The sequence below is a fragment of the Actinoplanes sp. NPDC051859 genome, assembly GCF_044452725.1.
GTDB lineage: Bacteria > Actinomycetota > Actinomycetes > Mycobacteriales > Micromonosporaceae > Actinoplanes.
Map to the genome: position 1 here is coordinate 1 of NZ_JBITBX010000003.1, position 26943 is coordinate 26943.

Annotated in this window: 17 protein-coding genes and 1 tRNA gene; 6 read left to right on the forward strand and 12 right to left on the reverse strand. The window is 69.4% G+C overall.

Annotation, left to right across the window (positions count from 1 at the left end):
• Positions 1 to 66 precede the first annotated feature (66 nt).
• Together ACIA1L_RS07870 and ACIA1L_RS07875 are read left to right on the forward strand one after the other, a co-directional pair.
• Entirely contained in the window at positions 67 to 6630 is a 6564-nt protein-coding gene (locus ACIA1L_RS07870; RefSeq protein WP_396072443.1) for an amino acid adenylation domain-containing protein, read from the forward strand.
• Positions 6627 to 6881 (forward strand): phosphopantetheine-binding protein, encoded by a 255-nt coding sequence (locus ACIA1L_RS07875; protein ID WP_396071794.1) that lies wholly within the window; start codon positions 6627 to 6629, stop codon positions 6879 to 6881. The genes ACIA1L_RS07870 and ACIA1L_RS07875 overlap by 4 nt, the downstream gene beginning before the upstream one ends.
• A 70-nt stretch (positions 6882 to 6951) precedes the next feature.
• Here ACIA1L_RS07875 and ACIA1L_RS07880 read toward each other — a convergent pair whose 3' ends face one another.
• The 7 genes from ACIA1L_RS07880 to ACIA1L_RS07910 all read right to left on the reverse strand — a co-directional run bounded on the left by ACIA1L_RS07880 (position 6952) and on the right by ACIA1L_RS07910 (position 15511).
• Positions 6952 to 8721 (reverse strand): ABC transporter ATP-binding protein, encoded by a 1770-nt coding sequence (locus ACIA1L_RS07880; protein ID WP_396071795.1) that lies wholly within the window; start codon positions 8719 to 8721, stop codon positions 6952 to 6954.
• Entirely contained in the window at positions 8714 to 10468 is a 1755-nt protein-coding gene (locus ACIA1L_RS07885; protein ID WP_396071796.1) for an ABC transporter transmembrane domain-containing protein, read from the reverse strand. The genes ACIA1L_RS07880 and ACIA1L_RS07885 overlap by 8 nt, the downstream gene beginning before the upstream one ends.
• A complete protein-coding gene (locus ACIA1L_RS07890) occupies positions 10461 to 11342 on the reverse strand; it encodes a siderophore-interacting protein (protein ID WP_396071797.1) in 882 nt (293 codons plus the stop codon). Before ACIA1L_RS07890 ends, ACIA1L_RS07885 begins: the two co-directional genes overlap by 8 nt.
• The gene (locus ACIA1L_RS07895) at positions 11339 to 12184 is read right to left on the reverse strand and encodes an ABC transporter ATP-binding protein (RefSeq protein ID WP_396071798.1); all 846 of its coding nucleotides are present in this window, start codon (positions 12182 to 12184) and stop codon (positions 11339 to 11341) included. Before ACIA1L_RS07895 ends, ACIA1L_RS07890 begins: the two co-directional genes overlap by 4 nt.
• A 26-nt stretch (positions 12185 to 12210) precedes the next feature.
• Positions 12211 to 13284 (reverse strand): FecCD family ABC transporter permease, encoded by a 1074-nt coding sequence (locus tag ACIA1L_RS07900; protein ID WP_396071799.1) that lies wholly within the window; start codon positions 13282 to 13284, stop codon positions 12211 to 12213.
• Positions 13281 to 14339 carry a FecCD family ABC transporter permease gene (locus tag ACIA1L_RS07905; protein WP_396071801.1) on the reverse strand — a complete coding sequence of 353 codons (1059 nt, stop codon included), beginning with the start codon at positions 14337 to 14339 and terminating at the stop codon, positions 13281 to 13283. The genes ACIA1L_RS07900 and ACIA1L_RS07905 overlap by 4 nt, the downstream gene beginning before the upstream one ends.
• A 77-nt stretch (positions 14340 to 14416) precedes the next feature.
• A complete protein-coding gene (locus ACIA1L_RS07910) occupies positions 14417 to 15511 on the reverse strand; it encodes an ABC transporter substrate-binding protein (RefSeq protein ID WP_396071802.1) in 1095 nt (364 codons plus the stop codon).
• Positions 15512 to 15707: 196 nt separating this feature from the next.
• On the opposite strand from ACIA1L_RS07910, the gene ACIA1L_RS07915 reads away from it, so the two are divergent.
• Positions 15708 to 16469, forward strand: a complete 762-nt coding sequence (locus tag ACIA1L_RS07915) for a helix-turn-helix domain-containing protein (RefSeq protein WP_396071803.1) — start codon at positions 15708 to 15710, stop codon at positions 16467 to 16469.
• Here the strand turns inward: ACIA1L_RS07915 and ACIA1L_RS07920 are convergent.
• On the reverse strand, positions 16460 to 17299 hold the full coding sequence (locus tag ACIA1L_RS07920) for a sugar phosphate isomerase/epimerase family protein (RefSeq protein WP_396071804.1): 840 nt from the start codon (positions 17297 to 17299) through the stop codon (positions 16460 to 16462). The genes ACIA1L_RS07915 and ACIA1L_RS07920 overlap by 10 nt on opposite strands.
• 197 nt (positions 17300 to 17496) lie before the next feature.
• Between ACIA1L_RS07920 and ACIA1L_RS07925 the strand changes: the two genes are divergently transcribed.
• Together ACIA1L_RS07925 and ACIA1L_RS07930 are read left to right on the forward strand one after the other, a co-directional pair.
• On the forward strand, positions 17497 to 18123 hold the full coding sequence (locus ACIA1L_RS07925) for an isochorismatase family protein (RefSeq protein ID WP_396071805.1): 627 nt from the start codon (positions 17497 to 17499) through the stop codon (positions 18121 to 18123).
• Positions 18124 to 18148: 25 nt separating this feature from the next.
• Positions 18149 to 19486 carry a lysine N(6)-hydroxylase/L-ornithine N(5)-oxygenase family protein gene (locus tag ACIA1L_RS07930; protein ID WP_396071806.1) on the forward strand — a complete coding sequence of 446 codons (1338 nt, stop codon included), beginning with the start codon at positions 18149 to 18151 and terminating at the stop codon, positions 19484 to 19486.
• A 2-nt stretch (positions 19487 to 19488) separates the two neighbouring features.
• Here the strand turns inward: ACIA1L_RS07930 and ACIA1L_RS07935 are convergent, their stop codons facing one another.
• Positions 19489 to 20694 (reverse strand): acyltransferase family protein, encoded by a 1206-nt coding sequence (locus ACIA1L_RS07935; protein WP_396071808.1) that lies wholly within the window; start codon positions 20692 to 20694, stop codon positions 19489 to 19491.
• Positions 20695 to 21192: 498 nt separating this feature from the next.
• Here ACIA1L_RS07935 and ACIA1L_RS07940 point away from each other — a divergent pair, with 498 nt between their 5' ends.
• Positions 21193 to 22683: a hypothetical protein gene (locus tag ACIA1L_RS07940; RefSeq protein WP_396071810.1), complete on the forward strand. Its 1491-nt coding sequence runs from the start codon at positions 21193 to 21195 to the stop codon at positions 22681 to 22683.
• Here the strand turns inward: ACIA1L_RS07940 and ACIA1L_RS07945 are convergent.
• The 3 genes from ACIA1L_RS07945 to ACIA1L_RS07955 form a co-directional block, all read right to left on the reverse strand.
• Positions 22667 to 25033, reverse strand: coding sequence for a hypothetical protein (locus ACIA1L_RS07945; protein WP_396071812.1), 2367 nt, complete (start codon positions 25031 to 25033; stop codon positions 22667 to 22669). The genes ACIA1L_RS07940 and ACIA1L_RS07945 overlap by 17 nt on opposite strands.
• Before the next feature lie 109 nt (positions 25034 to 25142).
• Positions 25143 to 25218 (reverse strand) — tRNA-Arg (locus tag ACIA1L_RS07950).
• Positions 25219 to 25300: 82 nt separating this feature from the next.
• A complete protein-coding gene (locus ACIA1L_RS07955) occupies positions 25301 to 26941 on the reverse strand; it encodes a methyl-accepting chemotaxis protein (protein WP_396071814.1) in 1641 nt (546 codons plus the stop codon).
• Between the last annotated feature and the right edge of the window lie 2 nt (positions 26942 to 26943).

Genomic DNA, 26943 nt, shown 5'->3' on the forward strand with positions numbered 1-26943 from the left:
GTCCCAACGCTCGGTGGCACGGCTGGGCGGGTGCCGCAGACCCACACCGAGCAGGTGCTGGCCGAGGTGTTCCAGGAAGTTCTGCAAGTACCGGCGGTGTCGGTGGACGATGACTTCTTCCGGCTTGGTGGGCACTCACTGCTGGCGACTCGGGTTGTTACTCGGGCGAATGCTCGCCTTGGTGCGTCGCTGACGTTGCGGAATCTGTTCGACCGGCCCACCGTAGCCCGCCTCGCCGCGCTGCCGGAGGCCTCGGTGACCGCGGCCGCGCCGTCCGTTCGCTTTACGGACGTGACGCGTCCCGAGGTGATCCCGGCCTCCTACGGGCAGCAGGCGCTCTGGCTCACCGAGCAGGTGTCCGGCGACAGTGCCTACCGTGCCGGGGACGCTTTCCGGTTCCGCGGTCGGGCCGACGCTGCCGCGCTCGACCGGGCGCTCAGCCGGCTGATCGAGCGGCACGAGGTGCTACGGACGACGTTCGCGTTCGACGGTTCCGGTGCGCTGACTCAGGTCGTACACCCGGCACCCGCAACCGGTGTGCTGCGCACAGAGCAGATTTCACCAGACGCGGTGCAGCAACGGATCGCGGCGCTGCTCGACCAGCCGGTCGACATCACCGCTGAGCCGGGGATGCGGTTCACGCTGCTGCGGACCGGCGAGATCGACATCCTCGCGGTGCACGGTCACCACATCGTCACCGATGAGCAGTCCGCCACGCCGATGCTGCGGGACCTCGACGCGTACTACACCGAGGAGACTGGCGGAGCCCCTGCCGGACTCGTTCCGCTGGCCGGGCAGTACGCGGACTTCGCTGTGTGGCAGCGGCGGGTGCTCGGTGAACGGGACGACCCGAAGTCGCTGTTCGCCGCCGAGCTGACCCATTGGCGGGAGACGCTCGGCGGGCTACCCGTCGAGACACCGCTGCCCCTCGACCGCGAGCGAGCCGGGATCGAGGCACCGACGGTGCGTTCGGTGGCGGTCGAGCTCGCCGCCGCCGAGGTGGACGACCTGCTCGACCTGCTGGCCGAGCGGGCGGCCACCCCGCTGCACGCGCTCGTCGGCGCGCTCGCGCTCGCCCTCTGGAGCGAGGGAGCGCCGACGTCGATCGGGGTGGGCACGCCGGTGGACCTGCGCGACGACCCTGGTCTCGACGATCTGATCGGCTACTTCGTGAACACCGCCGTCGTGCGGGCGGACATCGCACCGGACCGTGGCTTCGCACAGACGCTGCGGGCCGTCCGCGATCGCGCGATCGAGGCCAGCGAGCACAAGCTGGTGCCGTTCGAGAGCATCGTGGAAGCGGTCAACCCGCCGCGGCTGCCGGGAGTAAGCCCGCTCTTCCAGGTGATGGCGGCCTTCTTCGACCTCGATGACGAGTCGCAGGCCGTCGCCGGGGAGCACCTGCTTCCGTACGCGCCCGAAGCGCCCGACTACACCGAACTCGACGACGACAACGCCCCACCGGCGCTGTTCGACCTGGTCTTCGCCCTGGCTCGGAAGTCCGGTGGCGGGTACCGGTTGCACCTCGACGGCGTACGCGAGTTGTTCTCGGCCGAGACCACCCGGCGGTTGTTGGCAACCACCCGCCTGTTCCTGGTGCTCGGTGGCCGCCACCCGGCCCTACCGGTGATTCAGCTCGCCGAGTTGGTGCGGTTGGCCCGCGACTCCGCTCCGTCCGTCGACGTCGCACCGACCTACCGGTACGCGATCCCTGATTTCGACATCGTCGACGCGCCGCTCTGGCGGGCCGCCGCCGACCATCTGACGCTGGCACTGCCCGGCGCCGCGCCTCTGGTGGTGAGCATCGATGACGGCGGGCTGGGCTGGCTCGCCACCGCGGACGCGAACCCCGAGGTGTTGGACGCGTTGACGCCGGCGGCCGCTCGACTGGTCGAGGCGTACCGGGTCGGCACGGTGTTGACGGTCCGCCCGGGCGAGGAGTCGTCGGTTGACGTCGGCGACCTGCGTACGGTGCTCGACGATCCTTTCTGGGACGACCACGTCGATGCCCTCGCCGACGCGGAGCCGTGGCAGCCGATCATCCAGAATGGACAGACGGCAGCGTCTGTCGTGGGTTCGGCACCGGTGTGTGCTGGCGAGCCGTCCGCCGTCCGCGCTCGCCTTGCGGCCGCCGTGGTGCGAGCACTGGGCGTGACAGACGATCTCGTGATCGAGTTTGCGGAGCCGGTCCCGAATCTGGCCGGCGGCGTGCGCTGCCTCCCGGCCGTGATCCCCGGCGATCTCTGCGCCGACATCATCGCCGGCGACGAGGCGATGCCGGGCCTCCAAGCGGCACTCACCTGGGACCCCCGGCGCGCCGACGAGTACGCGGCATTGTCGGGCGACCCCAACCTGAGCCGCTACCTCGACGACGTCCCCGACCCCACCGTGCGGATCGAGCTGTTCCGGACGGCCGCGGAGAACATCGGCGACCGGGCCAGCAACGCGCCCTTGTCCGTCGCAGTGCTCGTCGCGCCAGGCCAGGTGACGGTACGGGTGGTGACCACGGCCGGTGTCGACGCCGCGCAGGTCGCCGAAGCGATCCTCGAGGACATCGCGACCCGAGGGCTGGTCGCCGGCGACGTTGCCGTTGCCGCGCCCGAGCTACGTCGCGCCGACCGGCTACCGCTGTCGGCCGCTGAGGCGGCGCAGGTACGGGCACGCTACGGCGCCGATGCTGAACTGATGCCGCTGTCGCCATTGCAGAGCGGCCTGCTGTACCACATGGTGCGGGCCCGGGAGACTGACGACCACAACGCGTACGTGTCGCAGGTGACCCGCAACCTGTCCGGTCTGGTCGACCCGGTGCGGATGGGCGACGCGGTGGCGGCGGTGCTGCACCGCCACCCGAACCTGCGCGCGGGCTTCGTCGCGCTGGGCGAGGGCGAGGTGCAGGTCGTGCCGGCGGCCGCCGCGCTGCCTTACCGGGTCGCCACAGGAGTGGCCGACCCGGCCGCGTTCCTGGCTGCCGAGCGGGCGGCGCCGTTCGACCACGAGCAGCCTCCGCTGCTGCGCTTCGTGCTGCTGGAACGGGCGCCGGCCGAGTGGACGCTGGCGATGACCTTCGAGCACATCCTGATGGACGGCTGGTCGCTGAACCTGGTGATGGCCGAGGTGATCGCGGCCTACCAGGACCCGGAACGCGCGGATCGCGTCGCGGCCGTACCGTTCCGCGACTACCTGGACTGGCTGGCCGACCGGGACGCCGAGGCCACCTACTCGGCCTGGCGGGACTACCTCGCCGACCTGGCCGGACCTTCGATCGTCTGGCCGGCCGGCGGCGACCTCGGTGACAGCCGGGTCGACACTGGGGACCTGCACCACGATCTCGAGCCGGCCACCGCGGCGCGCGTCTTCGCGGCTGCCCGAGCCGCCGGGAGCACGGTCGGAACCCTGTTGCAGGCAGCCTGGGCGATCACGCTGGGCCGGCTTACCGGCAGCGGCGACGTGGTGTTCGGCAACACCGTCTCGGGGCGACCGCCGGAACTGGTCGGGGCCGAGCGGATCGTCGGCCTGCTGTTCAACACGTTGCCGCTGCGGGTCACCCTCGACCCGTTCGAGCCGGTCGAAACCCTGCTGTCCCGGATGCAGGCCGACCAGGCGACCGTGGTGGACCACTCCTACGCCTCGCTGAGCCGGATTCAGGACGAGACGGGGCTGGGCACGCTGTTCGACACGCTGTTCGTCGTGCAGAACTTCCCGTACGAAGTGGACAGCGATGCGGGCAGTGACGCGAAGGTGACCGGTGGCGGGTTGGACGACGCGACCCACTATCCACTGACGTTCGCGGTCAACCCGTGGGAGACCGCGGGCACCCCGGCCGTGCACGTCCGGCTTTCGTTCCGCCGCGACGCGTACGAGCAGGAGGCCGCCGGTGTGGTCATGGAGCGCTACCTGCGGGTGCTGGGCTTCCTGACCGAGCACCTCGCGGATCCGGTCGGCCTGGTTCCTGCCCTGCTGCCCCACGAGAAGAGCGCACCAGACGCCGCCGCGGTCCGTGCTGTCGATGCGGTGACGGTTGGTGACCTCCTGGCGGAGCAGGTCACGCGGTCGCCGGGAGAGACCGCGCTGGTCGCCGGGGACCGGTCCTACACCTTCACCGAGTTCGCCGCCGAGGTTCACCGGTACGCCCGTCTGCTGCTGTCCGAGGGGGTGCGGCCGGAACACCGGGTCGCGCTGCTGCTGCCCCGGGACGAGCGCATGGTGATCGCGATGTTCGCCGTGTTCGCTGTCGGCGCGGCCTATGTGCCGGTCGACGCCGAGCACCCCGACGACCGGATCGACTACATGCTGTCGGTCGCCCGGCCCACGGTCACTCTGGTGACGGACCGCGACGCGCACCGGCTCAGCGACCACGCCGGCCGGATCGTCAACCTGGACACCCTTTCCGTACGGGAGCGGATCGCCGGCTTCGACACCGGGGCGATCACCGTGGCCGAGCGTGGCGGCGCCATCTCGCTCGACAACCTCGCCTACGTCCTGTTCACCTCCGGTTCCACCGGGCGCCCCAAGGGCGTGGCCGTTGGCTACCGCGGCTTGACGAACATGTACGCCAACCACGTGGAGGAGATCTTCGACCGGGTCGTCGCACATCAGGGCGGCCGGCGAATGAAGATCGCGCACACCACGTCGTTCTCCTTCGACGCCTCCTGGGAGCAGCTGTTCTGGCTGCTCAACGGGCACGAGGTACACGTGATCGACGAGGAGTTGCGGCGCGAGCCCGCCCGTCTGCTGGCCTACTACGACGAGACCCGGATGGACGGTTTCGACGTCACCCCGTCGTACGGTCAACTGCTCGTGGACGACGGCCTGCTCGACCGGGACCGGCCCGCGGGCCGCTCGGTGTCGGCCGACGCACCCGGCGTGGTGTTCGTGTCGCTGGGCGGTGAGGCGGTGCCGGAACGGCTGTGGCAGCAGCTGCGCGACGCACCGGGCGTCGAGGCCTACAACCTCTACGGTCCGACCGAGTACACGATCAACGCGCTCGGCGCCGATCTGGCGGACAGCCCGACCTCGAGTGTGGGCAAGCCGATCTTCAACACGCGGGCGTACATTCTCGACGAGAACTTGCAGCCCACCCTGCCCGGCGTCGCCGGTGAGCTGTATCTCGCGGGGGCCGGCACCGCCCGTGGCTACTGGGAGCAGGCCGCGCTGACCGCCGAACGGTTCACCGCCTGCCCGTGGGAGCCGGGGCAGCGGATGTACCGCACCGGTGACCTCGCACGGTGGACTCCGGAGGGGAACATCGACTTCCTCGGCCGGGCCGACGACCAGGTGAAGATCCGCGGCTACCGGATCGAGCCGGGCGAGGTGGCCGACGTGCTCGCGGCCGACCCGCAGGTGGCCCGCGCCGCGGTGATCGCCCGCAAGGACGCCTCCGGTGCGGTGCAGTTGTACGGCTACCTGGTGCCCGCCGCCGGCGACCCCACGGGTGTCGACATCGACGCCGTCCGGTCCAGAGTCCGGGCGCTGCTGCCCGACTACATGGTTCCCGCCGGCCTGGCCGCGGTCGCGGACATCCCGCTGACCGTCAACGGCAAGATCGACGCCCGGGCGCTGCCCGAGATCGAGACCGCCGGTGCGGAATACGTCGCACCGCGTACGCCGACCGAGGAGCTGATCGCGGCCGCGGTCGCCGAGCTGATCGGGGCCGAGCGGGTGTCCACGACGGCGAACTTCTTCGAGATCGGCGGCAACTCGCTGCTGGCGATGCGCCTGGTAGCCCGGGTCAACGCCGCAGGCGAGCACGGTCTGCTGGTGAAGCAGGTCTTCACCCATCAGACGGTGGTGGCGCTGGCGCAGAGCATCGACGCACGGGCGGGATCCTCCGGTCCGACCCTGCACGACGCGGTGGTGCTTCCGCTGCGCGAGAGCACGGGCGACCGGGCGCTGTTCTGCTTCCACGAGTACACCGGACTGGCCACGATGTACCGAAGGCTGCTCGGCATGCTGCCGGACGACTGGGGCCTGTACGGCCTGCAGGACCCGGCGCACGGCGGACTGCAGGTGGACTTCGCCGACTTCGCGGACCTCTGCCGGGCGTACACCGACGTGATCGTGGAGACGCAGCCCGCCGGGCCGTACGATCTGCTCGGCTTCTCCTGGGGCGGGCACCTCGCCTACGGGGTCGCCCGAGAACTGACCGCCCGCGGCCATCGCGTACGCGGCCTCGGCATCGTCGACGCCATCCCGGTCGCCGAGGGGCCTTTGCGGGAGAACGTGGACATCGTCGACGTGCCGATGGCGGACCTGCTGGCCGACGTCGCCCTGCAGGACCGGGTCGCCGACCAGTTGCAGGAGGAAGTTCTGGATCTCCGCGAGCGGGTATTCGGTGGCCTCAGCGCCGAGCAACGGCGTTCGATCGCCATCGCAGCGACCCGCGCCGACTTGCTGCTGGCCGAGCCAACCCGCGGCAGGCTGGACGTGCCGGCGCTGCTGGTCGCAGCGACCGAGGACGGCGAGGCGGAGGACTACCCGCAGCAGCTCGCCACGATGTGGTCGTCGTTCCTGCCGAAGCTGCGTACGGTCTCCGTCGCGGCCAGCCACCTGGAAGTCATCATCGGGGACGCTCCCACCCAGCAGTGGGTGCCCCGCCTCGTGGAGCTGCTCACCGAAGGAGAAAGTGCATGAACATCACTGCCGAGCAGGCCTTGGCTGACATCGCCGAACTGCTGTATCTCGAGCCTGCCGACCTCGATCACGAGGCCGACCTGCGCGACCAGGGCATGGACTCAGTCCGCGTCATGGAGCTGGTCGAACGGTGGCGCAGCGCCGGCTTGACGCAGATCGACTACATCGCGCTCGCCGAGGACCAGCGTGTGGCGCACTGGCTCACCGTGTTACGCGAGCTGCAGCTCAGTGGCGAGAACGTGGCCGGCTGACGAGGTAGGGCCGAGGCGGTGGCGGGGGAACGCCATCACCTCGGCCCTCAGCTCATCAGGTACGCCAGTCTCAGGAGCGGCCGTTGTCCCAGGCGCTCCAGAGCTCGGCGTACCGGCCGGCCGCGGCGATCAGATCGTCATGGGTGCCGCTCTCCACCAGCCGCCCGCCTTCCAGCACGATGATCCGGTCCGCGGTGCGGGCCTGGGAGAGGCGGTGGGCGATGACGAGCGCGGAACGGCCTGCCGTGACGGCGGTCGTTGCCCCGTCGAGCACAGCGGTGTCGGCCGTGTCCGCCTCGGCGGTGGCCTCGTCCAGGATGACCAGGGCCGGGTCGGCGAGCGCCAGCCGCGCCAAGGCGAGGTGCTGGGCCTGCGCCCCCGTGACGGCATAGCCGCCGTCGCCCACCTCGGTATCGAGGCCGTCGGGTAGCAATGCGACGATGTGCTCGGCGCCGACCCGCCGCAACGCCGCGGTTACCCGTTCGTCGGTGGCGCCGGGCGCGACGAGGGTGAGGTTGTCCCGCACGGTGCCGGCGAACACGTGTGTTTCCTGCGTGACGGTGACGATCCGCTGTGGCTCGACCCGGCGGATGACCTCGCCCTTTCCGGGCCGGTAGACCCCGGCGACCAGTGCGGCCAGAGTGGACTTACCTGACCCGGTGGCTCCGACTACGGCGAGCATCGTCCGGTCCTCGATCCGGGTGTCGACCGCGGTGAGCACCGGCCGATCCGGTCGGTAGGCAAAGTGCACACCGGCAAGCTCGACGGCCGGCCCAGCGTCCGTCCGGGTGGTGTCCGACGTGCTGTCGGCGGTGTTCGGCACGGTCGACGTGACGCCGATGATGCGGCCGAGCGAAGCCAGGGCCGACTGCAATTCGTCCATCAGGAACAGCAGTTCCGCGATGGGTGCGACGGTTCGCAGGAACAGGAGAACGGCGGCGGTAACCTGCCCGGCCGTGGCCTCGCCGGTGAGAGCGAGCCAGATTCCGATGCCGAGCACGGCCAGCAACCCGAGCACCTCGGCGACGTTGAGATGTCCGTACATTCGATTCTGGATGATCCGGGTGCGCATCGCCCACCGGACGGTCTGCCAGGACGCCGTCTTGATGCGGTGCAACTGGCGGTGTTGCAGCCGGTGTGCCGTCACCGTCGGCAGTTGGGTCAGCGTGCCCAGGATCTCATCTCCCCTGGCCGACTCGGCGGCGCGCTGGGCGACATAGACGCCTGGAGCACTGCGCAGATACCACCGTACGGTCAGGGCGTACACCGGGACGGTGAGTGCATAGCCCGCCAGGAACCATGGGTCGAGCGCAGCGAGGCCACCCGCGACCAGCACCATGGTCAACACCGAGACGCTCACCCGCGGCAGCACGTCCGGCAGCGTGCCGGAGACCTGCGAGATGTCGTCAGACGCGCGGGTGACCACATCACCGGTGCCGGCGGTCTCGATCGTGGCCCGCGGTAGATCCAACGCCGCCGCGACGTAACTTTCCCGCAACTCGGCGACCACAGTTTCGGCGAGCCGGGCCAGGGCAAACGTGGCCAGCCAGGCTAGCACCCCGGCTGCCACCGCCGTGGCGGGGAGCAGCGCGACCTGCCACCAGAACGACCCCGGCACCCCGGCACCGCCGGCGGCCCGTACGGTGTCGACCAGGTTGCCGATCACCATCGGAAAGACGAGTGCGAGGCCCGCCTCGATCAGGAAGAGCGCCAGAATTCCGCACAGTGCCGGGCGGCGTCCAGCGAGCATCCGCCACAGGACGGACGCGACCGTGCGACCGGACGCGACCGGCAACGTCCCGCCAGCGGCGTCCGGCCCTCGGGAGGTCGGCTCAGACATCGACACTCGTTTCCTGTTCGGCGGTGATGACCCGGTCGGCAACCGCGCGGAAGGCTGGTGCTGCGGTCAGCACGACGGTGGTCCGGCCGGCGCGGTGGGCCCGGAGCGCAGTGGCGATGGTGTGCTCGGTGACCGCGTCCACCGAGGTGGTGGGTTCGTCGAGGATTAGCAGCTCGGGGTCGGCGGCGACCGCACGGGCCAGGGCGATGCGCTGCCGCTGCCCGCCGGAGAGTTGCCAGCCGCCGTACCCCGCGATCGTCTCGAAACCGTCGGGCAGTTCGGCAGCGCTTAGCGCCGCCACCGCCAGTGCCGTGTACGCGGCCTCGGCCGTGACCGGCTCGTCCCCGGTGGCGCGGACGTTGTCGAGCACCGTCCCCGGCAGCAGCGCCGGGGTGTGCGGGGCGATGAGTGCCCGTCTGCGCCAGCGATCCGCAGAGTGCTCAGCCGGTGGCCGGCCAGCGAAAGTGAGGATGCCGGCGGCGGGTTCGACCCGAAGGGAAAGGAGGTCGCCGAGTGCTCCTCGTGCCGCGTGCGGCAGGTGCAGGACGACAAACTCTCCGGGGTCGATCCGCCCGTGCAGGATCAGGCCGTCGGTCAATGCCAGATGCTCGAACGCCAGAGCCGGCGCCCCGTCCTGGCCGGCCGCAGCGGTTCCGGCACTGGCGGGGTTACGGGGCGTGCGGAGCAGGTCGAGCAGGCGTTCGCCGGAGGCCTGGGACATGGCCCAGATCGATCCCTGTACGCCGATCAGCGCGTCGAGCGGACCGATCAGGGTGAGGGCGACGCCGGACACCGTGATCAGCTGACCCACGGTGATCTGTCCACCGAAAGCCAGCAGTGCCGCCGTGATGGTCACCCCCGCAGCGAACAGGTTGCCGACAGCGGTGCTGGCGCCGTCGAACGCCGCCTCCGCGGACCGGGCTGCCAATGTCGCCCGCAGCGCGTCCCGGCTGACCTTGCGGTAGCGGCCGGCGGCGGTGCGCTGGGCGTGCAGGCCGCGGATCACCCGGAATCCGGCGACCAGGTCGGCGGCCTCGGCGGCGGCGTCGGCGAGCCCCGCCTGCTCGTCTTTGCTGCGCAGCCGCAGCGGGTAGGCGGCCAAGTGCATCAGCCCGAGCACGATGGGCAGGGCCAGGATGACCCCGATGCCGAGGGCGGGGTACACCGCGAACAGCACTCCCGCGGCGACCAGCAGTCCGATCAGCTCACCGGGCGGGTAGATCGACACGTACACCGACTGGCACGCCTGGAATGCGTCGGACGTCACCAGCGAGAGCAACCGCCCGGGCGGCTGCGCGGTAGCCCCCAGGTCGCGCTCGTCGAGCACCCGCTTCAGGGTGCCCTGGGACAGCTCGTAGTGTGCGCGCTGCACCCCGTACCACCCCAGCCGCCCGCCGAAGCGGAAGCCGATGTTCATCAGCACGTACAGGCCGATGAGGGCGCTCGTCCAAGCCGCCAGCGGCAAGCCGATGTCCCGGGCGCTCGCGCCGCTGGCCGCCGGCGCGACGACGTCGTCGACCAGCGTGCCGACCACGACGGGTACCAGCACCTCGGTGACATTGAACAGTATTCGCAGGCTGGCGCCGGCCGCTGCGTACGGCCAGACCGACGCGATGATCGCCCGGGTCAGCCGGGCCGGTGACCAGGCCGGATCGACACGCAGCCGGATCCGCTCGTCGGGCACGGCGGGCGCCTCGAACCGGCCCCAGCGCTGCTCGGCCGGACCGCCGGATGCCGGTTCAGTCATCGTCGATGTCGGAGTCGTGGTGGTCGAAACCGCCGACGCCGCGCTTCCAGTACCCGTCGACGACGACCTGGTCCACGGTGAGGCCCATCTCGTTGCGTAGGTACCGCCGGATCGGCTTGAGCGAGTTTGTCTCCCCGGCAGCGAACGCGAACAGGCTGCTCGAATCCGCCGGCGACTGCCAGGCGCGCAACGCGGTCTCCAGGGGGCTCAGGTGTCCGTCGCCCACCGGTGCCGAGTCGCGGTGGATCCAGTGCAGGTCGACGTCGGCCGGGCCGGTCAGCTTCTGCTGCTCGCCGGCGTCGGCGATCTCGATGAAGGCTGTGACGTGCGACCCGGCCGGTGCTTCGCTGATGATCCGAGCGAGGGCCGGTAGGGCGGTCTCGTCGCCGAGCGCGAGGTAGTGCGGGTAGTTCTCGGGCAGCCGCCAGTTCGAGCTCGGACCGTTCACCACCAGCAGGTCCCCCGCCTGGGCCCGCTGCGCCCACCGGCCGGCGACGCCGTGGCCGTGCAGGACGAAGTCGAGGCTGAGTTCGCGGGTCTCGGGATCCCAGGCCCGCACGGTGTAGTCGCGGTGGATCGGATCACCGGTGCCACCTTCGTTGGGCCAGCTCCCGTCGGGCTGCTCCCGCGGCGCCACCAGCTCCCCGGTCTTGGGGTGGGGGAAGAACACCCGGACGTGATCGGGGGAGAAGGGCACGTACGGAAAACCGTCGGCCAGGTCGTCTCCGACGAAAACGACGCGCCGGTACCGCGGCGTGATGTCCTCGGTCCGTGCCACCCGCAGGTCGCGACGAATGAGCCGGTCCAGGTAGTTGAACTGAAGTTCACCGGTCAGGTTCGGTCCGGTGAACCGGGGCAGCTTGTCTCTGTTCATCGAATGCTCTCCTGGGGGCGTGGTTCTTCGTGGGGCTCGACCGGGTGGACTGCCGCGGTACGGGGATCGAGGGGAATGACCGTGGGGGTGCCGGTGACCGGATCGGGCGCGACCAGGGCACGCAGCCCGAACACGGCCTCGACGAGCTCGGCGGTGATGATGTCGCCCGGCGCCCCGGTCGTGACGATCCGGCCGTCACGCATGACGATTAGGTGATCGGCGTAGCGGGCGGCCTGGTTGAGGTCGTGCAGCACGCTGACGATGGTCTTGCCCTCGTCGTGGAAGGTGCGGAACAACTCCATCAGTTCGTACTGGTGGGCGATGTCCAGAAACGTGGTGGGCTCGTCCAGCAGCATGATCGGGGTGTCCTGGGCCAGCAGCATCGCCACCCACACCCGCTGCCGCTGCCCGCCGGACAACTCGTCCACCAGACGTCCGGAGAGCTCGGTGAGGCGGGTCGCCGCGAGCGCGGCCACCACCGCCTGCTCGTCCGAGGAACGCCACTGCTGGATCAGATTTTGGTACGGGGCACGCCCTCGGGCGACGAGGTCGGCAACCCGGATGCCGTCCGGAGCGAGCGACGTTTGCGGCAGCAGCCCGATCCGGCGAGCGACCTCTTTGGATTTGTACGAGCCGATCGCCTTGCCGTCGAGCAGCACCGTCCCGGTGGTGGGCGTCAGCACACGCGCCAGTGCCCGCAGCAGGGTCGATTTGCCGCAACCGTTGGGGCCGATGATCGCGGTGAACGACCCGTCCGGGATCGCCACCGACAGCCGCTCCGAGATGGTGCGCTTGTCGTAGCCGATGGTGGCGTCGCGGGCGGCGACACGGGAGTCGGTCATCTCGTCCTTTCCGGGTTCGCCGGGGCTCATCGGGTGAGTCCGTACCGTTGGTGGGCTTCGCGGATCAACAGCCAGATGAGGTAGCCGCCACCCAGACACACCGTGATCAGCCCGACCGGCACCGGGCGGTAGGCCTGAGCGATGAGCAGGGAGATCAGGTGGGCGCCGGACAGGAGCGCGGCACCCATGGCCGCCGAGGCCAGCAGGCTCACTCCGGGCGATCGGGTCAGCCGGCGGGCGACCTGAGGCGCCGCGAGTGCGATGAAGCTGATCGGGCCGGCAGCTGCGGTGACCACCGCGACCGTAGCGACGCCCGTCACGACCAATCCGAGCCGCGCCGGTCCGGGCCGGGTTCCCAGCGTCACGGCGGCGTCGTCGCCGAGCTCGAGCCGTCGCATCGAGGGGGCGAGCAGTATCGCCGAGACGGCGATCGCCGCGGCGATCAGGAGGGAGGGGAACATCGAGGCCCAGGTGACGCGCGCGATGGAGCCGGCACCCCAGTAGCCGACGGAGAGCGCGTCCTCGAGCGTGGCGCGGGAGACCAGGTAGGAGTTCAGCGAGCCGAGCATCGCTGCCACGCCGATGCCGACGATGATCAGGCGGAAGCCCTGGATGCCGCCCCGGTAGGACAGGAGGTAGACCGCGAGCGCGGTCACCAGCCCGCCGACGATCGCCGCCGCCGCCAGGTACCAGTAGTTTCTCGTGTCGACGACGAGGATGGCGACCACGACCGCGGTGTACGCGCCGGCGTCGAACCCGATCACATCCGGCGCGCCCAGCGGGTTGCGGGTCAGCGACTGGAAGATGGCCCCGCCGGTGCCGAGCAGCGCGCCGAAAACGACGGCGGCGAGCACGATCGGTAGTCGCCAATCGACGACGATGGTGTGCTCGAAGCCCTGCACGCTTCCGGTGAGCGACCCGAACACCTGCTGGATCGTCAGCGGGTAGTCCCCGTGGGTGAGCGCGACGACCGCCAGTCCGACGGCGATCAGGGCCAGGGCGGCCGAGGCCACCAACAACCGGATGCTGAGCCGGCCGGAGAACGAGCGGTGCCGCACGGTCCGGGAGCGATATCCGAATGCGATGCCGTCCTTGCTCACAGGCCGCTCGCCTTCCGCCGTCGCACCAGGGCGATCAGCACCGGCGCACCGATGACCGCGGTCACGATGCCCACCTCGATCTCTCCCGGTCGGACGATCACTCGCCCGATGACGTCCGCCGCCAGCACCAGGACGGGCGCGGCCAGGGCCGAATAGATGATGATCCACCGTTGGTCCGGGCCGGTGAACCACCGGACGACGTGCGGCACCATGAGCCCGACGAAGCCGATGCCGCCGGTCAGTGCCGTCCCCCCGCCGGCCAGCAGGGTGAGTGCGACGATGCCGAGGATCCGGGTGCGCCCGACCTTGGTGCCCAGCGAGGCGGCCAGGTCGTCGCCGAGCGCGATGGAGTTCAGCGGCCCGGCGAGCATGATCGCGATCAAGAGGCCGGCCAGGAGGAACGGTAGGACGGTGCGGATCTCGTCGGGGCCGGTGCGGGCGATCGAGCCGAGCCCCCAGTTGCGCAGCGCCCGGAACGTCTCCTCGTCGATCAGCGTGAGGAAGGTGGCAAACCCGTTGAGCACCACGGTCAGCGCGACCCCTGCCAGGACGACTGCCTCGGGTGGGGCCGAGGCCCGGCCGGCGGAACCGATCAGGTACACCAGGACCGTGGCTACTGCGGCGCCGACAAAAGCGAACCAGATGTAACCGTTGATGCTGGTCAGGCCGAAGAACCCGACGCCGACGGTGACGGCGAACCCGGCACCGGCGGAGACGCCCAACAGGTCCGCGTCGGCCAGCGGGTTGCGGGTCAACGCCTGGATCAGCGCGCCCGCCACTCCGAATGCCGCACCGACGAGAACACCGAGCAGGGTGCGGGGCAGCCGGATGGTCCACACGATCTGGGACGCCTCGCTGCCGTCCCGGTCCCACAACACCGCCCACGCCCGTACGGGTGGCAGCGGGTTGGCGCCGAACGAGAGGCTCAACAGCCCGACGACCCCGAGCGCCGCCAGGATGACCAGCAAGCCCGCTGCGCGGCGGCCGTACCACGACGGTCGGGTTGCGGCGGCCCGGGGTTTGGCAGGCGGCTGGAGCGTGGGGATTGGCGGCACGGCTTCTCTTTCGAAGACGGTCAGGTGCCGGGATCAGGACCGTGGTGGCACTGTCCCGGCACCTGCTGCGATCTGGGTCAGGAGAGCTTGGCGCCGGCCAGCCACTGATCGGCGACCGCCTTGACCGCCCAGGGCAGGCTGGCCGTGCTGGCGCCGGCCCGCAGCACCCAGGTGGCGTTGTCCACCTGCTTGCCGGCGGTGGTCACGAGCTTGGTCGAGTCGTCCTTCGCCAGGGTCAGCGGAACGTAACGGCCGTCGCTGACCGCCTTGATGGACTTGAACAGGGGCTTGGCCTCGCGGGCCTTGCGGACCTCGTCGCTGACGTAGGTGACCACCAGGATGTCGGCGTCGAGCAGGCCCAGGTTCTCGTCGGAGATCACGTCTTCGTCGACGAACTTCTTCGCGTTGGGGTGCGCGACGAAGCCCAGCTTGAGCATGACGGCCTCGGTGAAGGTGTCCGCGATGGTGTAGTAGGACAGGCCGTACTGGGGGCCGTAGTCGTTGGCGATGGCGATGGTCTTACCGGCGAATTCCGGGTGCGCCTTGGCGACGTCGGCGATTGCCTGCTCGGCTGACGCGACCAGCTTGTCGGAGGCGGCGGTGAGGTCGAGCGTCTGACCGATCAGCCGCTGCAGGTCCTGCCAGGTGATCTCGGCCGCCTCTTCCTTGGTGTCGAGCACCGGGGCGATGGCGGTCAGCTTCGTGTAGTCGGGCTTGCCCTCGAGCGCGCCCACCGCGACGATCAGGTCGGGCTTGGCCGCGGCGATGCCTTCGAAGTTGATCGGGTCCCGCCGGGTGGCGGTGTCCACCTTCTCGATCTTCTTCAGCCAGGCCTGGTCACGCCAGGGCGCGGCGGGGTCGTCGGTGAGGGTGTAGACCGGCGTCACGTTGAGCGCCTGGAGCGCGTCCGCATTGGGGTTCAGGCCGATGACGGCGATCCGCTCGGGCCGCTTGGTCAGGGTCGACTCGCCGGCCCACGTGGTCAGCTTCAGCGGGTAGGCCGTGGTGCCCTCGGCGGCCGGCAGCGCGCCTGCCGGTGCCTGAGAGGAGGAGGTGGCCGGCTTGTCGCTGGCGCCGGTCGAGGCGCAGCCCGTGATCGTCAGGATCGCGGCCAGCGCGGCGACGGAGGTCAGGCGCCACCGCCCGCCACGGCGGAGCAAGGAGCTGGACATGGGGGGTTCCTCCTGGTTATGAGCGACACCGTCTGGTGTGTAGTGAGGCGCGACCGTCGATGCCGCACGCGCCCACTATAAGGTTAGGCGTACCTAAGCTTGTGCGGTGCACTGATTCCGACAGACGTCGCGCAGAATCCGACAGTCTGCGCGCCATCATTCGTGGCCCGCCCTGAAAAAGACCGAGGTCAGTGGAATGTCACAGCGCGCGTACGGCGACGACGTGAGCTCGCCTTGGCGGATCTGGATGCCGCCGGTCTCGATCCCGGTGCAGCAGGAGGACCGCCTGCATGTGCTGCTCTGGCAGGTATGCGGGGACGCGGACCTGGTGGTCGACGGCGTCGAGCGCTCCCTGGTGGCGGGACATGCCCTGTGGGTGCCCGTCGGTGTGCGGCACGAGTTCACGGTCCGGGCCAATTCGGTGACGATGCCGTTGTTCTTCCAGGCCGCGGACATCGCCACCACGCTGACCGAACCCACCCTGGTCACTGTCGACCGGGACCTGCACACTCTGATGCTGGCGTACACGGTGTCGTGGAACACGATCATCGAGCCCGCGCCGAACCTGGCCCGGCAGATTCTCGCCCTGATCGAGGAAAGCCCGGTGTTGTCCACTGTGCTGCCGATGCCGGTCAGCGAGCCGGCCCGGACGATCGCCGAGGCCCTGCGGTTCAATCCGGGCGACATCCGGAGCGTGGAGAAGCTCGCGGAATCGGTGCACACCTCCGCGCGTACGGTCGAGCGGACCTTTCAGGCCGAGACCGGAATGACATTACGGCAGTGGAGAATCCGTAACCGGATGGAAGCGGCCGCCATTCTGCTGCGCTTGAGCGCGGCCCTGGACGCGGTGGCGCACCGCGTCGGTTACACGAACGTGAATGCCTTCCGGCGGGTTTTCAAAGGCCATTTCGGCATTTCGCCGACCGAATATCTCGATCGTTATCGGGCTCAGCGGTGATCGCCGACCGCGGCGACCGGCCGCTCGGGCGATTCCGTCACCTCGGCGATGAGTCGTCGCAGCGCCTCGGCGCCGGCCTTGGCGACCTCGTGCGCCGGCCGTTCCCGGTATCCGGGGTTGAAGATCTCGAGCGAGAGCGGTCCGCGGTAGCCGGCCGAGACCACAGCCGCGACCTGCGCCGCCAGGTCGAACTCGCCCTCGCCGGGGAAGCAGCGGTAGCCGCGGCTCCACGGCAGCAGGTCCATCGGCAGCCAGGGTGCGTCGGCGATCTGGAGGAAGCCGACGGCGTGCGGCGGCAGCTGTGTCAGCATGTCCGTGGTCTCACCCCGGGCGTTCATGTGGAACGTGTCCACCACCAGGCCGAGGTTCGGGTGGCCCGCGTCCCGGATGGTCGCGAAGGCGTCGGCGGTGTGGCTGATGTGGGTGCCCCAGGCCAGCGCCTCGAACATGACTTTCATCCCGTGGTCGGCTGCCGCGGCGCCCAGGATGGCCAGCTGCGCCGCCGAGAGATCGCGGCTGCTGTCCGCGTCCGGGTCGGTATTGGACACCACGAGAATCGCGTCGGTGCCCAGTCGGCGCATCACCTCAAGCTCGGCGCGGAAGCGCGAGAGGACCTCGCGAAATTCGCTCGGTGTCACTCCTTCCGCCCGGCGGAAAGGCTGATACAGCTCGATGGTGAGGCCCAGATCGGCGCATCTGAGGGCGCATTCTTCCGGTGTCATACCGGAGCGTCGGAGGTCGTCGTCAAGCAATTCGATGCTGTCGAAACCCGCGGCGGCAAGCGCGGAGATCTTCTCCTCGAGACTGCCGCCTATCGATACGGTCGCCATGCACATCTTCATCGTCTGCCGGCCTCACTGGTAAGCGGGAGAGTCCCTGCCACGGTGGCGAAGTTAGGATAGCCTATCCTACTTCGCGGGCAAGGCCGTGCTGAGAGGCATGGATGTGTGTGAACCCTCCACGGAGTTTCCCGAGGCTGAGCCTTAGGTTAGGCTGACCTTACTAACCGGGAGGAGGGTTGTCATTAGTGTTGCCGCGCATCTGCCCGTACGCCATTCCGACCGGCTTCGGCCTGCACCAGGCGCGGGTCACCTGGAAACTCGAACCGGCCCGAGCCGTCCTACTCGTACAGGACATGCAGAACTACTTCCTGGCGCCGTTCGGCATCGCCGACCGGGCGCTGCAGGCCCGGGTGGTGGACAACATCGACACCCTGCGCAAGCACGCGGCCGAGCTGGGCGTCCCGGTGGTCTACTCGGCGCAACCGGGTGGACAGAGTCGGGCCGAACGGGGCCTGCTGCAGGACTTCTGGGGCGACGGCCCGCCCGACAACCCGCGACTACTAGCCATTGTGGATGCACTGACGCCGGTCGCCGGTGATCTCCGGTTCACCAAGCGGCGCGAGAGCGCGTTCGCCGGCACCCCATTGGCCGACCTGCTGGGCGACCGGGACCAGCTGATCATCACAGGCGTCTACGCGCACCTCGGCGTGCTCGCGACCGCGCAGGATGCCTTCACCCGCGACATTCAGCCGTTCGTGGTGGCCGATGCGGTCGCCGACTTCAGTCCGGCGTACCACCGCGACGCCCTGCGCCGCGTGTCCGACCGGTGCGGCGTGGTCGGCACCGCCGCCGAGATCGTCGAGTCCCTCTGAGTTCCTGCTTGAGAAAGGGCAAACTATGTCTGCCGCGGACATCAACGTGTATGACCTCGTCGGCATCGGCTTCGGCCCATCGAACCTGGCCCTCGCCATCGCCATCGAGGAACACAACGCCCGCTGCTCACGGGACGAGGACCGGATCTCCGCCCTCTTCCTGGAGAAGCAGGACGACTTCGGGTGGCACCGCGGCATGCTCTTCGACGACGCCACCATGCAGGTGTCGTTCCTCAAGGACCTGGTCACCATGCGCAACCCGGCCAGCGACTACAGCTTCGTGTCCTACCTGCACGCGCACGACCGGCTCGCCGACTTCATCAACTACAAGACGATGTACCCGCTGCGCGTCGAATTCCACGACTACTTCCGGTGGGCGGCCGCCCGGATGCGCGACGTGGTGCGATACAGCCACACCGTCACCGACGTCGCCCCGGTGACCGGCGGCGACTTCGTCGACGTGATCGCGGCGACCCCCGACGGCGTCCGTACCGTCCGCGCTCGCAACGTCAGCGTCGCGGTCGGCCTCGAATCGAGCCTGCCGCCCGGTGTCGAATCCAGCGAACGGGTCTGGCACAACCTCGACATCCTGCACCGGGTGGCCGAGTTCGAGGTCGCCGCACCCCAGCGCTTCGTCGTCGTCGGCGCCGGCCAGAGCGCCGCCGAATCCGTCAGCTTCCTGCACAGCCGATACCCGACGGCAGAAATCTGCTCAGTCTTTTTTCGGTACGGCTACAGCCCCGCCGACGACAGCAACTTCGCCAACCGCATCTTCGACCCGAAAGCCGTCGACGTCTACTACGACGCCCCCGCCGACGTGAAGCGGATGCTGTTCGACTACCACCGCAACACCAACTACTCGGTGGTGGACGGCGAGCTCATCCAGGACCTATACCGCCGTCAGTACGCCGAAGGGCTCCAGGGTCGGCCCCGACTCCGCATGCTGAACGCCTCCCACGTCGCCGAGCTTTCCCCCCGACCCGACGGCGTACGAGCAGTTGTCGAACATCTGCCCACCGGTGACCGGGAATCCCTGGAGGCCGACGCGATCGTCTTCGCGACCGGCTACCGCCCGGTGGACGCCACCCGGCTACTCGGTGCGGCCGGCGCGCTGTGCCTCCGCGACGACGAAAACCTGCTGCGGGTGGGCAGGGACTACCGACTGCAGACCGACGAGCGGCTGCGGGCCGGCCTGTACCTGCAGGGCGGCACCGAGCATGCGCACGGAATGACAGCCACCTTGCTCTCCGCGAGCGCGGTCCGCTCCGGCGAAATCGTCGCCTCCGTCGCGGCTTCCGTTGCCGACCGACCGCCGGCCCCGCCCGCCGCCGACCGGCCGTTCGCCCTGATCGGCGATCGCTGACCCTAGGACGCGTGCGGCAAGCGGGCCGCGGCAGCCGACTCAGCTGATCCCCGGTCGATCGGCCCGCGCGGCTCGACCAGCCCGGCTGGCTCGAGGCTCTGCAGTCTCGCTCTCGGCACACGTGCCGGCTCCTCCGCCCGGGCGGCCGCAATGCCCCGCTGAACCGCAGCACGCAGCCGTGGACTCAAAGGGCGCTCGACGAGCCGGTACACCAGCCAGGAAACCGCGAGCAGGACGACAATCGCGCCCGCGACAAGCACGCCGGCCGGCAGGCCCGTTGCGTCGAACCCGTACTGGATCAGCACGAAACCGATCCGCCGGTGCAGGAGGTAGAAGGGAAACGTCAACGCGCCCGCCACCGTCAGCCAGCGCCAGTTCAGCCGATCCGTATAACCCAGCGCGATCACCAGCAGGGCGGCGTACGACAAGGTCACGATGAGCGCCGCGGGCCAGAGCGCCACCTCCCAGCCCGGCTGGACGGTGCCCCGTGGGCCGAGGTTGTAGAGGTTGACCACCCACGAGAGGGCGACGATTGCCCACAGCAGCGGCGTGGGCCCGTACCGGTGCATGAGATACATCGTGATCCCGGCGACGAAGAAGGGACCGAAGTATCCGAGCGTCACCATCGTGAAGACCGGATGGTGGACCGCGGGAGTGAGCACCGATGCGGTCATCCACCCCGCACAGAACAGCACCGTACGACGGTAGGTAGTCCCAGGGATGACGACGAAGACGGCGAACAGCAGGTAGAACCGCAACTCCGTCCAGAGTGTCCAGTACACGGCATCGACCGACGGCGCCCGCAGCGGCTCCTGGAGCATGGTCAGATTGATGGCAACGTCACCGAGTGATACGGACGTGTTCCCGGGAACGATGCCGCTGACCGGGAAGAGCACGATCACGATCGCCGACAGCACAACGCAGGCCCAATAGGCCGGATAGAGACGCGCCACCCGAGAAGCGAAGAACTCACCGAGGCTACGGCCCCAGCCGCTCATGCAGATCACGAAACCACTGATCATGAAGAACAGGTCGACACCGAGGTAGCCGTAGACGGTGACCCGGCTGACGTCCGGCATAAAGGATGAAGCCGAATGTTCTCCGTCGAGCTCCCAGAACGTCGTGAAATGGTAGACCGCGACCGCGAGCGCGGCGACCAGGCGCAGGCCGTCGAGCGCAGCCAGTCTGCGCACCCTTTCCGTCGGCATGCCTGGTCTCCTTTCCAACCGCACACACGGGCACGGTGGGCGATTCGGACCGCTGATCATCGATCGCGGCGTGTGATGACCAGGTGAAGTAAACATCGATGAACGTCGCGCCCGTGGTGCGGGGGTGCGATGGCCGCCGTACGGTTCAAGCCGCGCGGCCTGCTCCGACATGCCGCAGGTGGCGAGGTGCCACCCCGGCGGCGGCGAGTCGATCGGCCAGCACGACCGATGTGTGGTCGGGGATCAGGCTGGACACCGATAGATCCCGTCCGTTGGCCCGGTGCGCCGGCATCGGTGGACATTCGCTAGGTTCGGGTGATGCCCGATTCTCATAATCAGCCGGGAGCCGGGAGCCGGGAGCCGGGAGCCGGGAGCCTCCTACGTCCGGATAGAGATCGATGGGTAACTGTTCGAGCTGAACGAACTGTGCTCGCGGTCGCGCGGACTGTGACTTCGACGCTGCGGGTACTCGAAGCACTTGAGGTCTTCCGTGATGATGTGCGGGTCCAAGCCGTCTTCGCCCTCAACGACTCGTCGCCGTTTTCTACGGATGTTCGGGAGCTGCTCGCTGCTCACAATGTGGCCGTTGTGCCGTGGGATCGGCTGGATCGGTTGCGTTTTGATGCCGCGGTGACGGCGAGCGAGAACACCGAGCTTTCAGCGATCAACGCGCCGGTGCTGGTGCTCCCGCACGGCGTCGGCTTTCACAAGGCGTTGCCGAATTCGCGTGGCAATGGGCGGCGACTGTCTGGTTCCGTTCGCCCGGCGGACCTCCTCGGGCGGCCCGTGCAGATCGCCGTGACACATCCGGATCAGGCCGAGCAGTTGACGGCGTACGTTCCCGAGTCGCGTGGCCGTACGGTGGTGGTTTCGGATCCGATCCGGCAGCGGCTGGCTGCGTCCCGGGTGTTGCGGCAACGGTACCGCACGGCGTTAGGTGTCGATGGCCGGCGGTTGGTGGTGGTGGGGTCGACCTGGGGAAGCCAGTCGCTGCTCGGGCGATGGCCGGATCTTCTGGTACGGCTGTTGGCCGAACTCGACATGGACCGCTACCAGGTCGCCTCGATCATGCATCCGAACATCGTGGCTCACGGCGCTTGGCAGCTGCGGTCGTGGTGGTCGGCCGCGCGTGCGGCGGGGCTGATCATGGTGCCGTCGCAGGCTGGTTGGCCCGCGGCGTTGCTCGCTGCGGACTGCCTGATCGGCGATCACGGCTCCGTCAGCCTCTATGGCGCGTCGATCGACGTGCCGCTGTTGCTGGCGGAGTTCGGCGATGAGGTCGTTCCTGGCACGCCGATGACGCAGCTGGGCGGGATGGCGGCTCGGTTCGATCCGACCGCGTCGTTGGCGGCGCAGGTTGACGCCGCTATCGAGACTCACCTGCCGAACAGGTATGCCGCCGCCGTCGATGCCGCGTTCGCGCCGGAGCCGCTGGCGAGGTCTTTGCGCAGCGTTCTGTACGAGCTCATCGATCTGCCCGTTCCCCGCGGTGTGCCGCCGCTGCTGGCGTGGCCGCCGATGAGGCCGGCGGTGACCGATCCCGCCTCCTGGGTGGTGCATACGCGAATCGTCGGCGAAACCGTTGAGGTGCGGCGCTTTCCGGCGGCCGTCCAGGCACTCGTGCCCGAGCCCGCAGCGGGTTGGTGGCGACACCTCGCCACGAGTGACGACGAGTGGGATCTGCGCGTCCTGCAAAGCGCGTCGGTCATCCTGCGGACCGCTCTGTCCACAGTCGACGTTGCCGAGCGGTGGGCAGTCGAGGCGCTGCAGCAGTTTCCCGGTTGCCTGCTGGCGGCGGCCGCCATCGCGGACGGGGCGATCGTCGCGGTGCGGGACAGAGCGGTCGTGGTGGTACGCAATGGCGGGTCCGGGGCGTTGGCGTCGGCGGCGTACGTCTATGCCTGGCTGCGTGCTGACCGCGTGCCGCCCGAGGATGGTGCGCTCCGGTGGGGGAACGCCACGGTGCCGGTCGCTATCGGGCCGGGCTAGTCGCCGTGCCGGTCAGTTCTGCGATGGTGGTTGCCCGATCGCGGTGTTGCTGTGCCGTCACGGCGTCGCCCATGGCCTCGTAGGCATCGGCGAGGTCGTTGCGAACGGGGACTTCGTAGTGCCACAGGCCTTCGGCGGCGAAGAAGTCGGCGGCAACATGCAGCTCCGTACGCGCGCGGCGTGGGGCGCCGGTGCGCAGCAGCGCCCGGCCGATCGCCGCGTCGGCGCGGGCGGACATCCGGTCGTCGTCGACGGCGTTGAGTTCATCGCGCGCCTGGTACAGGGTCGGCAGGCCTTCGGTGGCGCGGTCGTGGTCGACCAGGTGAGCGCCGAGGAAGAAGCGGCACAGGGCGATGCCACGCGCTATCCCGGCGGCGGCGTTGGCCTCGATGGCGTCCTCGAAGACGGCGCGAGCCTCGTCGGGCGCGATGACGGAAAGGAGCCGGCCCTGGAATTCGCGTACCGACGCGGTCAGAGCCGGGTTGGACACTTGGGCGAGGGCGTCGACGGCCGCATCGATCGCCTCCCGGGCCCGCCGGATGTCACCGAGGTCGGTGTGGCACCGCGAAACGAGGCTCTGCAGCCGAGCCACAAGGTCGTATCGAGACTTGTGGACGGCTGCCTTGACTCCGAGCTCGGTGGACTCGATCCACTCGGCCGCGTGACGGTGGTTGAGATACAGGGCGGGCAAGCTCTCGGCGAGACGCAGCGCCGACATGTCGTCCCGCTGGTCGTCAGCGTGGCGCAGCGCCTGAAGCAGGTCCTGCCGGTGGTTTTCGAGCCAATCCAGCGCGACCCGACGACCAGCCGGCCCGGTGAACGTCGACGGTGCGTCGTCGGCGTCCGGCGGCGGCTCCACCAGCAGAAGTCGGTCGCCCATGACGGCCCGCGCGGCCTGCCACGCACGGGTGGCGAGGTGCTCGACCGCCGCTGCGGCGAGGATGCTGTTGCGCCGGGGTTGTTCCACTGCGGCCAGGTGCTTGGCGTGGGCCCGGAGCAGGGGATGCTGCCGGTATCCCCGGCGGGTGGTCCGGTTCAGCAGGCGCGTGCCGACGAGCTCGTCGAGTGCTTGTTGCCGCAGGTCCGGGTCATCCCACCCGGTGTGGGCCAGCAGGTCGTCGGTGACTCTGAGGACCGGCAGGGCACCGAGGTCGCGGTAAAGGCGCCGCGCATCATCGCCGAGTGACTGATAGGTGAAATCGAAGAGCAACACGACCGATCCGCGCACTGTGCGTCCGGCGCGTCCCGGCAGGGTCAGCTCGGCGAGCCCGTGGGGATCCGCGGCGATCGCGTCGGCCAACTCGTCGACCGCGAATGTCGGGTCGAGCACGAGTCGCGCGGCGGCTACCTGCAGCGCGGCGGTGTGGCCCTGACATGACGTGACGAGCCGGCGCGCGGCATGGGCCGCGGGCGCGATCCGGTCCGCGCCGCACACCGCCGTCAGGAGATCCACGCCCTCGGCGATGGTCAGTGGTTCCACGTCGATGAACTCGGCGTTGTCGACGGCGAGTTCGCCCAGGTCATGGTCGGAACTGACCACCAGCATGCTGCCGGCCACGGTCGGGAGCAACGCCCTTACCTGGGCTGGCTCCGTCGCTCCGTCCACCACGACGAGAACTGGCTGCGCTCGGTTGCTCATGAGGGTGCGGTATTGCGCGGTGAGCGTCGCGAGGTTGCCGGTGAGCGCTCCGTCCGGCACGCCCATCGATCGGAGGAAACCTCGCAGTGCCGACAGCGAAGCCGCCTCGGCGTTCCACTCGTCGCCGCGGAGGAGGCGGTAGTCCGCGTACAACTGGCCGCCGGGAAACCGATCCTGACGTTTGGACCCCCACCGCACAGCGAGCGTCGAGCGCCCCACGCCCGGCATTCCCCTCAGCACCACCATCCGGGTGCCCGTCCCGCTGTCCGCGACCCGGTCCATCCGCGCCTGCTCGCTCAGTCGGTTGACGAACACGCTGGACGAAGGCGGCAGCTCACGGGGCGGGGCAGCGACGGCGACAGCGGCAGGGGCGAGGTGGTAGTGGACCTCCAGATCGTTCCCGGCCACGTGCACCGAGTCCCCCGAGGCGGTGATCTCGATCCGGGCCTGCTGCCAGAGAGACTGCAGACGCGCCCGAAACGCTGGATCGGCATCGACCGCCAGCTGCAGGGACTTCTCCAGCTCGGCCTGTCGGGCATCGGGGTCGTCGTCGGTGTCGTCCGCTGGCAATGCTTGTCGGCCCAGCTTCTCGGCGACGAGCCGGGTCACCCGCGACCAACTCGACGCCGCCGCGTTCGCGACGCCCTCACCGGCCCGATTGAGTAGCGCGCCTGCCACGGCCGCCACAAGCGGATCGATGATCTCGAACACGCTGCCTCCCGACGCCGATGCGCGAACCGCGCAATGCGAGCGTCAGGGTATAGAACGACATACGACCATGTCACCCCACAGCGCTCAGAGGCGTGGTGGCTGAGTCGGATGGTGGCCCAGGCGCGAATCGAACGCGCGACACCCGCTTTAGGAGAGCGGTGCTCTATCCCCTGAGCTACTGGGCCGTGACCGCAGACTACCAGCGTTCACTGCGTGGCCGCCATGCACCCGTCTGAGCTGGGCAGGACGCCACCGGTGCCGAGACAGTCACAGCCGGAACTGCCCGACGAGTTGGTGCAGGTCGGCGGCCATTCGCGTGAGGTCCTCGGCGGCGCGGGCGGTGCCGGTGGCACCGATGTTGGTTTCCTGGACGGTCTGCGCGACCTGGGAGGCGTTGCGGGCGATGCTCGCGGCGCCGTCGGCAGCCTGCGCGAGGTTCCGGGAGATCTCGCTCGTCGTCGAGGTCTGCTGTTCCACCGCGGAAGCGATAGTGGTCTGCGAGTCGTTGATCCGCGCGATCACCGTGGAGAAGCCGTCCAGCGCGGCGGCCGCCGCGGCGGTGTCTGTCTGAATGGCCTGAACCCGGCCGGCGATGTCGTCGGTGGCCCGTGCCGTCTCCTGCGCGAGGTCCTTGACCTCGCCGGCGACGACCGCGAACCCTTTGCCGGCGTCCCCGGCGCGAGCGGCCTCGATGGTGGCGTTGAGGGCCAGCAGGTTGGTCTGCTCGGCGATCACGGTGATCAGCTTGACGACATTGCCGATCTCGGCGGAGGAGGAGCCCAGCCGCTGCATGGTCGCGGCCGTGTTGTCGGCCATCCCGACCGCTTCGGCGGCGATCGAGGTCGCACCGGCGGCGTTTTGGGCGATCTCGCGGATCGAGGCGTCCATCTCTTCGGTGCCGGCGGCGACCATCTGCACGTTGGCGGAGACCTGCTCGGCGGAAGCCGAGACCACACTGGTCTGGTCGGCCGAATCGGCGGCTCCCGCGGAGAGCTGCGTGGCGGTTGTGGACAGTTCTTCCGCGGCGGCGCTGAGGGTGGTCGCGCTTTCGGCCATTTTCCGTACGGTGGCGGCGAGTGTGTCGAGGGCCCGATTGAGCGCGCGGCCCATCGTGCCAACTTCGTCGGTGCTGTCGATGGCGAGGCGCTCATCCAGCCGGCCGTCGGCAAGTGCTTCGAGGACCTGTGCCGCTCGGCGCAGCGGCACCACGACGAGTCGGCGCAGAACGTAGACCATTGCGACGCTGATCAGCACCGCAGCGATCACAGCCCCGGCGGTCAGGATCTCCGACGTCCGGGATGCGGCGGCGCTGTCGGCCAGGAACGTACGCCCGGCGTTTTCCTCGATGGCGACCAGCTGAGCGAGGTGTGCCCGAGCCTCGACGAGGATCGGTGCACTGGTGCTTTCCCGAGTCTGGCGGTACTCGTCTCCGGAATTGCTGCCCAGTGCGATCGGCACCAGCGCATCGTCGCGGCTCTGCCGCCACCGCCGGAGTGCCTCGGCGAAGCCGTCCCGGGCCTGCTCACGACCCGTCATGTCGGTAGCGGTGTACGTCGCGAACTGGGCGTCCAGTCGGGCGTCCACCTCTTTCACCCGTTGCACCACCGCCTGCACCCCGGCCTGGTCCGCCTGCACGAACATCTCGGTGGTCAGCCCCTCGGATTCGGCCAGCAGGGTGCTGACACCGCCGAGATCGCGGAGGGGAAGAGCGACGTCCGCGTACAGGGTTTCGGTGCGTTTCTCCGCGGCCTCTTGTTGACTCACAGCGATGCCGCCCAGGACGATCACCACCAGTGCGACCAGGAGAAACGCGGCGGCCAGTTTGGTCGCCGTGGGCCAGTCCTGGATTCGCCGGCGCGACGCGGACGTCGGCCTCCGGCTGCGCTCGGCGGAAGTGGCGGTGGTCATGT